The 8,396-nt window shown below is 68.5% G+C and carries 7 protein-coding genes; 5 read left to right on the top strand and 2 right to left on the bottom strand.

Annotation, left to right across the window (positions count from 1 at the left end; all coding sequences use genetic code 11):
* Together ACWCRB_RS47500 and ACWCRB_RS47495 are read right to left on the bottom strand one after the other, a co-directional pair.
* On the bottom strand, positions 1-1,034 hold a 1,034-nt coding region (locus ACWCRB_RS47500; protein WP_451002022.1), incomplete at its 3' end, for an ABC transporter permease.
* A complete protein-coding gene (locus tag ACWCRB_RS47495) occupies positions 1,034-2,053 on the bottom strand; it encodes a sugar ABC transporter substrate-binding protein (protein ID WP_451002021.1) in 1,020 nt (339 codons plus the stop codon). The genes ACWCRB_RS47500 and ACWCRB_RS47495, both read right to left, overlap by 1 nt.
* A gap of 229 nt (positions 2,054-2,282) precedes the next feature.
* Here ACWCRB_RS47495 and ACWCRB_RS47490 point away from each other — a divergent pair, with 229 nt between their 5' ends.
* The 5 genes from ACWCRB_RS47490 to ACWCRB_RS47470 all read left to right on the top strand — a co-directional run bounded on the left by ACWCRB_RS47490 (position 2,283) and on the right by ACWCRB_RS47470 (position 8,045).
* On the top strand, positions 2,283-3,314 hold the full coding sequence (locus ACWCRB_RS47490; protein ID WP_451002023.1) for a LacI family DNA-binding transcriptional regulator: 1,032 nt from the start codon (positions 2,283-2,285) through the stop codon (positions 3,312-3,314).
* 233 nt (positions 3,315-3,547) lie between these two features.
* Positions 3,548-4,591 carry a LacI family DNA-binding transcriptional regulator gene (locus ACWCRB_RS47485; protein WP_451002020.1) on the top strand — a complete coding sequence of 348 codons (1,044 nt, stop codon included), beginning with the start codon at positions 3,548-3,550 and terminating at the stop codon, positions 4,589-4,591.
* 280 nt (positions 4,592-4,871) lie between these two features.
* Positions 4,872-6,164: an ABC transporter substrate-binding protein gene (locus tag ACWCRB_RS47480; protein WP_451002019.1), complete on the top strand. Its 1,293-nt coding sequence runs from the start codon at positions 4,872-4,874 to the stop codon at positions 6,162-6,164.
* 2 nt (positions 6,165-6,166) lie between these two features.
* The gene (locus ACWCRB_RS47475) at positions 6,167-7,183 is read left to right on the top strand and encodes a carbohydrate ABC transporter permease (protein ID WP_451002018.1); all 1,017 of its coding nucleotides are present in this window, start codon (positions 6,167-6,169) and stop codon (positions 7,181-7,183) included.
* Positions 7,173-8,045, top strand: a complete 873-nt coding sequence (locus ACWCRB_RS47470) for a carbohydrate ABC transporter permease (RefSeq protein ID WP_451002017.1) — start codon at positions 7,173-7,175, stop codon at positions 8,043-8,045. Before ACWCRB_RS47475 ends, ACWCRB_RS47470 begins: the two co-directional genes overlap by 11 nt.
* Positions 8,046-8,396 lie beyond the last annotated feature (351 nt).

Genomic DNA, 8,396 nt, shown 5'->3' with positions numbered 1-8,396 from the left:
GCGGCGACCAGGAGCATCACGCCGAGGAACGCCTTGAACCAGTCCGGGTTCCAGTTGGCGTACACGATGCCCTGGGAGACCATGCCGAAGATGAAGGCACCGATGACCGGGCCGACCGCGGAGCCGTAGCCGCCGGTCAGCAGGCAGCCGCCGATCACCGCCGCGATGATGTACAGGAACTCGTTGCCGACGCCCTCGCCGGACTGCACCGTGTTGAACGAGAACAGCAGGTGCATGCCCACGAACCAGGCACCCGCGCCCACGCCCATGAACAGGGCGATCTTCGTGAACTTGACCGGGACACCGACAGCGCGGGCGCTGTCCTGGCTGCCGCCCACCGCGAAGATCCAGTTGCCGAACTTGGTGCGCAGCAGGATCCACGTCGCGATGGCCGCGAACACCAGCCAGTACACGATCGTGATCTTGAAGCTGACGTCGCCGATGCTGAACTCGGAGGCGAAGACCTTCTTGGCCTGGTCGAAGCCGTCCATGTCCGAGATGGAGTCGGACGCCACGTTCCCCGTGAAGATCTTCGTCACGGCGAGGTTGGAGCCCTGGAGGATCAGGAACGAGCCCAGGGTCACCAGGAAGCTCGGCAGCCCGGTCTTGATCAGCAGCCAGCCGTTGAAGGCGCCGACGGCGAGTGAGACGAGCAGCGCGACGATCACGCCCGTCCACACGTTCACGGACAGTTGGAAGCTGATGATCGCCGCGGTGAGCGCCGAGGTGGTGACCGCGACACCGGCGGACAGGTCGAACTCGCCGCCGATCATCAGCAGGGCCACCGGCAGCGCCATGATGCCCATCACCGACGCCTGGTACAGCACGGTGGACAGTGCGCTGGTCTCCCGGAAGGCCGGAGCCGCCGCGAAGAAGAACAGGTACACACCGATGGCGGCGATCAGCGCGCCGACCTCGGGGCGGGCCAACACCCGGCGCCCCAGCGACCGTTCAGCGGTGCGTCCGTCCTTCTGGCTGACCGGCGGAGCCGGCGGTGTGGTCACCGCCGGCGCAGCCTGCTGGGTCATACTCATCACCGGGTGCCCTTCGCGGCGAACGCGGCCACCGTCTCGACGTTGGCCTTGTCGACGAACGCCGGACCGGTCAGGATCGGCTGCTCGCCGCCACCGCTGTAGTTGCCGTTGTTCTTGTAGAGCCACAGGGAGTCGACCGCCAAGTAGCCCTGGAGGTAGGGCTGCTGGTCGACCGCGAACTGGATGTCGCCCGACTCGATGGCCGCGATCAGGTCCTTGTTGAGGTCGAACGTCGCGACCTTCGCCTTGCTGCCCGCCTCGGACGCCGACTGCACCGCCGTCAGCGCGAACGGGGCGCCGAGCGTGACGATCTCGTCGATGGACTTGTCCTGGTTGAGCTTCGCGGTGATCGTCGACTTCACGGACGGCATGTCGGTGCCGTTGACGTAGAGGGTCTCGGTCTTGCCGCTGAACGTCTTCTTCACGCCGGCGCAGCGCTCTTCGAGGTTGACGTCACCCTGGGCCTGGACGACGCACACGGCGTGCTTGGCGCCGGTGGAGTTGAGCTTGGTGCCGAGCGCCTGTCCGGAGACGGACTCGTCCTGGCCGAAGAAGGACAGCAGGCCCTGCTCCTTCCACACGGAGAGGCCGGCGTTGAAGCCGACGACGGGGATGCCGGCCGCCTCCGCCTTGGCGACGACGGCCTTCATCGCGTCGGGCTTGGCGAGGGTGACCGCGATGCCGTCGACCTTCTGGTCGATCGCGTTCTGCACCAGGTTGGCCTGGTCGCCGGCGGTCTCGTCGTTCGAGTAGATGAGCTTGACGTTGTCCTTGGCCGCGGCGGCCTGGGCGCCCTTGCGGATGGTGTCCCAGAAGGTGTCACCGGAGGGCGCGTGGGTGACCATCGCGATCGTCATCCGCGGGGTACTGGCCTTGCCCGCAGATGCCTCGGCGCCGCCGTCCTCGGACTTCTTGCCGCCGGAGTTGCTGGAACAGCCCGCCAGCACCAGGGCGGCTGCCGCGGCCGTGGCGACGACGGGGGCGATTCTGCGGGATCGCGGAAGAGATGTGCGGTTCATGCTTCATGCACCTCGCTGTGCAATGGGAGGGAGAGAGGGGAGGCAGGTGGGGGGAGAGATGGGGCAGCGATCCGCGGCTGGTGGATGGGGCCGGGGAACCGCGACGGTCTCTGTCGGAGTCGCGGTGAGAACATCAGGACAATTTAAAGCGCTTTAAGTCCTGGTACTATCGGCTCGTTTCACGAACGTGTCAAGGGTGTTGCGCAAGAAGATCTGGCGGGAGGCACAAGTGGACGAGGCCGGTTCGGCGCGTGGCCGGGACAGCGCGAGCAGGCGCCCCCGGCTGGAGGACGTGGCCGCCCGCGTGGGTGTGTCCACCGCCTCCGTCTCCCTGGTGCTGCGCGGAGTGGCCGGCCCCAGCGAGCGCACCCGGCAGCGCGTCCTGAAGGCCGCGGCCGACCTCGGCTACCAGGTCGACCGCACCGCCAGCCTCCTGGCCAGCAGGCGCACCCGGCTGCTCGGCGTCATGGTCGACATCCACAGCCCGTTCCACGCCGAACTTGTCGAGCATCTGCACACGGCCGCCGAGGACGTGGGCTACGACCTGGTCCTCAGCACCCAGACCCGCACCCGCGACGAGCACACCGCCGTCGAGACGCTGCTCGCCTTCCGCAGCGAGGCCCTGATCCTGCTCGGCCCGACCGCCCCCGCCGACACCCTCGCCGCCCTCGACCGCAAGGCGCCCGTCATCGCCGTCGGCCGTCGGATCGACGACGCCGACCTGGACGTCGTACGCAGCGCCGACGAGGACGGTGTCGGCCAGATAGTCGACCACCTGGTCTCGCTCGGCCACCGAGCGATCACGTACGTCGACGGCGGCAAGGGCGTGATCGCCACCGACCGGCGCCGCGGCTACCGCGCCGCCATGCGCCGGCACGGTCTGGACGCCCAGATCAAGGTGCTGCGCGGCGACCACACCGAGGCGGCGGGTGAGCGTGCGGCCCGCCATCTCATCGACGACGGCGAACTGCCCACCGCTGTCGTCGCCTACAACGACCAGTCCGCCATCGGCGTCCTGGCCGCCCTCTCCCGCGCGGGCGTCGACGTCCCGGGCGAGGTGTCGGTGGCCGGCTACGACGACGACGCCCTCTCCCGGCTGAGCTGCTTCAACCTGACCACCGTCAGCCAGAGCGCCCGCGAACAGGCCCGGTACGCGGTGACCGCCGCCGTCGAACGCCTGGACCAGGGGCGTACCGAGTCCCGTGAGGTGGTGCTGAACCCGCGCCTCGTCCTGCGGGGGACCACCGCCGCACGAGGCTGAGCGGGATGGTCGGCACCTTGCCGGTCGCGGTTCTGGCGGATGGGATCCGAGGTGTCCTGCTGTCAGCGGCCTTGTGGCTACGGCGGCACGTCAGCCGGTAGTCGCCGTGGCCCGGGTGGGTGACCTCCGTGCAGCGGCTGCGGTTGCGGCAGGCATCGGATCAAGCGCTTCGCTGTCCGGTCCCTCGGGCCGCCCGGAGCACCGGCTCGCCGTGGCCGGATACAGTGCACAGCGTGTGGGCCGACAAGCAGCAGCTGGAGCCGCGTACCGAGCAGCCTGACGGCCCCCGCCGCCGGGCCACGATCAACGACGTCGCCCAACTGGCCGGAGTCTCGCGCCAGACGGTCTCCCGGGCCGTCAACGACAAGGGCGAGATCGACCCGGCCACCAAGGAACGGGTCCTGGAGGCCGCCCGTCTGCTGGACTACCGGCCGAGCCGGTTCGCGCGGGGTCTCGTCCGCAAGGGGGCGGTGACGGCGGGGCTGGTGATTCCGGACCTGATGAACCCGTTCTTCCCCGAGGTGGCCGCCGGTGTGCTGGAGGCCGCCGAGCAGCGCGGCTGGCAGGTGGTCGTGTGGGACTCCCGCACCGACGACACCAGGGAGCGCGAGGCGCTCGACGTACTGTCCCATCAGGCGGACGCGGTCGTCGGCTACTTCAAGAACGACGACGAGGTTCTCGCCCGCCACCTCGGCGGCGTACCGCTCGTCCTGCTCGAACGCGGCCCGCAGCAGACGCAGTTCGCGGCGGTGGGTATCGACGCCGCCGCCGGGCTCGCGCAGGGCATCGCCCATCTCGTCGGCGCGGGGCATCGCAGGATCGGGATGCTGGACGGGGACCGGCTCGACGCGCCAGGGCCCAGGCGCGAGGCCTTCCTCGCCGAGGTCCGACGGCATGGGCTGCCCGTCGACGACAGCTGGATCGTGCGCAGCCCCGAGCACAGCGTTGCGGGCGGGGAGGTGGGGATGGCTCAACTCCTTGACGCTCGGCCCGAGATCACCGCGGTGTTCGGCTTCAACGACCTGATCGCCATCGGGGCGATGCGGTGCGCTCGGCGGCGTGGGCTGGGGGTGCCGGACGACCTGGCCGTCATGGGGTTCGACGGGCTGTCGCTGGGGGAGTTGGTGGAGCCGGCGTTGACCACTCTGCATCTCGACAAGCGGCAGTTGGGGCGGCTGGCTGTGGAGCAGGTGGCTCGGTTGCGGGCGGGGGAGGAGCCGTTGAGCGGTTCCGATGCGTGGGTTGTGCCTCAACTGGTGTTGCGCGCCTCGGTGTGAGAGTTGTGGTGGACAGGCGCGTTGTTTGCTGCGGGGCCGGTGGGGGCTGGTCGCGCAGTTCCCCGCGCCCCTTTGGGGCGCGTCCTTGGCACCCGGGGTTGCCTCAGTAGGGCAACACATCGAGCGTGTACGTCCCTTGACACTGGTTTTCGGCCGCGTCGATACTCAACGGCAACGTTCACGTGAACGTTCACGGACCTGGCTGACATCGTTGTCTTCGCCGTCTGCCCCGGTCGAGCCGTGCCCGGAAAGTGAGTGCGCGCCGATGGAACACCGAACAATGTCCCGCAGACGACTGCTGGGGGTCTCCCTCGGCGGTGCGGGTGCGGCCCTGCTGGGGCTGTCGGGATGCGGGGCGAGCAGTGGCTCGGCCTCCGTGGGTACCGACCATCTGAGCCTCTGGTACTGGAAGGGCTCCCTGAGCGACAAGCTGCTCGCCACCGCCAGGCGGGGTGTCCCCGGTGCGCCGGGGGTCAAGGTGAAGGGCTCCCAGATCCCCGACGGGGACATCGACCACAAGGTGCGCACGAGTCTCGCCGCCCACGCCTATGTGCCGGACCTGACGGTCGTGAACTCCGACAACCTCGCCACGTTCTTCCCCGACGAGAACGAGTTCCTCGACCTGCGGACGGTGGGTGCCGAATCCGTCCGTGACCAGTACCTCGACTGGAAGTGGAAGAGCTGCTTCACCCCGTCGGGTCGCATGATCGGCTTCCCGCTCGACGCCGGACCCACCGCCCTCTACTACCGCAGGGACATCTTCCGGGCGGCCGGGCTGGCCTACGAACCGGCGGACGTCGCCGAGGCGATGCCCACGTGGGAGAAGTTCATCGATGCCGGACGGACCCTCCGGACGAAGGGGCCCGGCAAGCCCTACCTGGTGACCAACATCGGCAACGTCTTCCAGCAGGCCCTGCTCCAGAGCCCCAAGCAGTTCGTGGACGCCGACAACCGCTTCATCGGCGACCAGGCGCACATCCGACGTGCCTGGGACCTGTCCGTGGAGATACTGCAGCAGGGGCTCAGCGCGAGGATCACGGACGGTACGCCGGACTACAACGCGGCCATGAGCGGCGGAAAGGTCAGCACGATGACCACCGCCGTGTGGGCCATCAACGGCCTCAAGGAGACCGCGCCCAGGACATCCGGCGCCTGGCGGCTGACGACCATGCCGGACGGCCCCGGCAACTACGGCGGCTCCTACGTCACCATGACCCGCTACTGCCGCGACCCCGAGGGCGGATTCGCCTTCATGAAGTGGCTGCTCAGCCCGGAGAACCAGCTCAAGAGCTACCAGGAGATGTCCCTGTTCCCCACCACTCCGGCCGCCTACGCCGACCCCGCGATGCACAAGGCCGACCCGTTCTTCGGCGGCCAGAAGCCCATCGACGTCTTCGGCCCGGCCGCCGAGAAGGCTCCGGTCATCTACTTCAGCCCGTACGAGGAGACCGCCAACACCCCGTTCTTCCAGGAGCTGACCAACGTGGAACTGCTCGGCAAGAAGCCCGACCGGGCCTGGCAGGACGCGGTCGACACCGCCGAGACCACGCTGTCCCGGCTGGGGGTGAGCTGACCATGGCCACGGTTCTCGACCCGCCGACCGACAGCAAGCAGCCCCTTGTCCGTCGTACGCGATCCACCGCCCCCGGCGGATGGCGCCGCCACTTCCCGCCGCTCCTCGCGATCTCCCCGTTCTACGTCCTGTTCGCCGTCTTCGGCGCCTTCCCGGTCGTCTTCTCCCTGTATCTGTCCTTCCAGGACTGGGACGGCATCGGGGACATGCGCTACATCGGGTTCAAGCAGTACGGCTGGCTGCTCGAGGACTCGGTGTTCTGGCACTCGGTGCTCAACACCTTCGAGATCTGGTTCCTGTCCACGGTGCCGATGCTCTTCCTGGCCCTGGTGCTCGCGTTCATGCTGCATTCGCAGGTCCGGTTCACGGGCGCCCTGCGGGTGGCGTACTTCATCCCCAACGTCACCTCGATGGTCGCCATGACCATCGTCTTCGGCTCGGTCTTCGCCCAGGCGGGGCTCGCCAACTCGCTGCTGCGGGCGGTCGGGCTGGACGGTGTCGGCTGGCTGTCCTCCGAGTGGGGCATCAAGTCGGCCGTCTCCATCATGATCATCTGGCGGTGGATCGGCTACAACGCCCTGATCTTCCTGGCGGGTCTCCAGGCCATTCCCACCGAGCACTTCGAGGCCGCCCGTGTCGACGGCGCGAACAGCTGGCAGACCCTCTTCCGGGTCGTCGTGCCGCAACTGCGGCCCGTCATCCTCTTCGCCGCCGTCACCTCCACCATCAACGGCCTGCAGATCTTCACCGAGTCCCAGGTTCTCTTCCAGTCGGACGATGTCGGAACCATCGGCGGACCGGGGCAGGAAGGTATGACCGTCGTGCTCTATCTGTGGCAGAAGGCGTTCAAGGACCATCAGTTCGGCTACGGGGCCGCGATGGGCTGGCTGCTCTTCGCGATCATCGCGGTGTTCACCCTCATCAACTGGCGGCTGGTCTCCGGCTCCGACAGCGACGACCGCGCCGGGATCGTCAGCCGTCTGCGCCTGCGTGGCAAGGGGGCGCGTAATGGCCGCTGACGAGAGGACGACCAGCAACGCGGGCCTCGCCATCGGCTCCGGCAGCAGAGTCACCCGGATCGGTGTCCGGGCGGTGCTGCTCCTCGGTGTGCTGGTCTCGCTGTTCCCCTTCTACTGGCTGGTGGTGATGGCCTCCGGCACCACCCAGGACATCTACGCCTACCCGCCCAAGCTGATCCCGGGGCCGCATCTCCTGGACAACATGCGGCGGGTGCTCGACACCGTCGACTTCTTCGGCTCGCTGTTCAACACCGTCGTCGTCGCCGTGCTCGGCACCGCGCTGGTGCTGTTCTTCGACTCGCTGGCCGCGTTCGCCTTCGCCAAGTACGAGTTCCCGGCGAAGAAGTTCCTGTTCGGCTCGCTGCTGGTCACGTACATGATCCCCGCGCAGCTCTCCCTGGTGCCGCAGTTCGTCACCATGGCCGAGTTCGGCTGGGCCGGCTCGCTGAAAGCGCTGATCATTCCGGGCGCGGCCAACGCCTTCGGCATCTTCTGGATGCGCCAGTACGCCCAGAACTCGCTGCCCGACGAACTGCTGGACGCCGGGCGCATCGACGGCGCCGGCTTCTTCCGCCTGTACTGGCAGGTGGCCCTGCCGCTGTTCCGGCCGGCCCTCGCGTTCCTCGGGATCTTCACCTTCATCGGCATCTGGAACGACTACATCTGGCCCCTGGTCGTGATGATCGACCCCGACAGGGTCACCCTCCAGGTCGCCCTGGCCAACCTCAACGTCCTGTACAACACCGACTACTCGCTGGTGATGGCCGGGGCACTGATGAGTGTCGTCCCGCTGATCATCGTCTTCCTGTTCGGGGCCAGGCACTTCCTGCGGGACCTGGCGGCGGGGGCGACGAAGATGTGACGGGGGTGAGGGCTTTCTTCGCCCCCGCCGCCCCTACCCGTTCCCATCCCTGGGGGCTGCGCCCCCAGACCCCCCCCTTGTCCTCAAACGCCGGACGGGCTGACTGCATCTCCCGGGGGCTGTAACACCAGCGGCTTCGCCGCGGGCCCCCGGACCCCCAGCCGAAAGCAGGTTGGCCGGGGTGACCGGCGCGGATGCTGCGAGGCGAGCCCAGGCACCCTCCAGCTTGTCCGGCGTTTGAGGACGAGGCCGTTCAGGCCGACAGCGGGGGTCTGGGGGCGGAGCCCCCAGGGATGGGACGGGTAGGGGCGGCGGGGGCGAGAACAAGTGCTGGCGCGCCCCTCGCCGCGC

The organism is Streptomyces sp. NPDC002156, assembly GCF_053593675.1.
The sequence above is the reverse complement of the archived record's forward strand: the minus strand, read 5'-3'. Positions and strand labels throughout refer to the sequence as shown.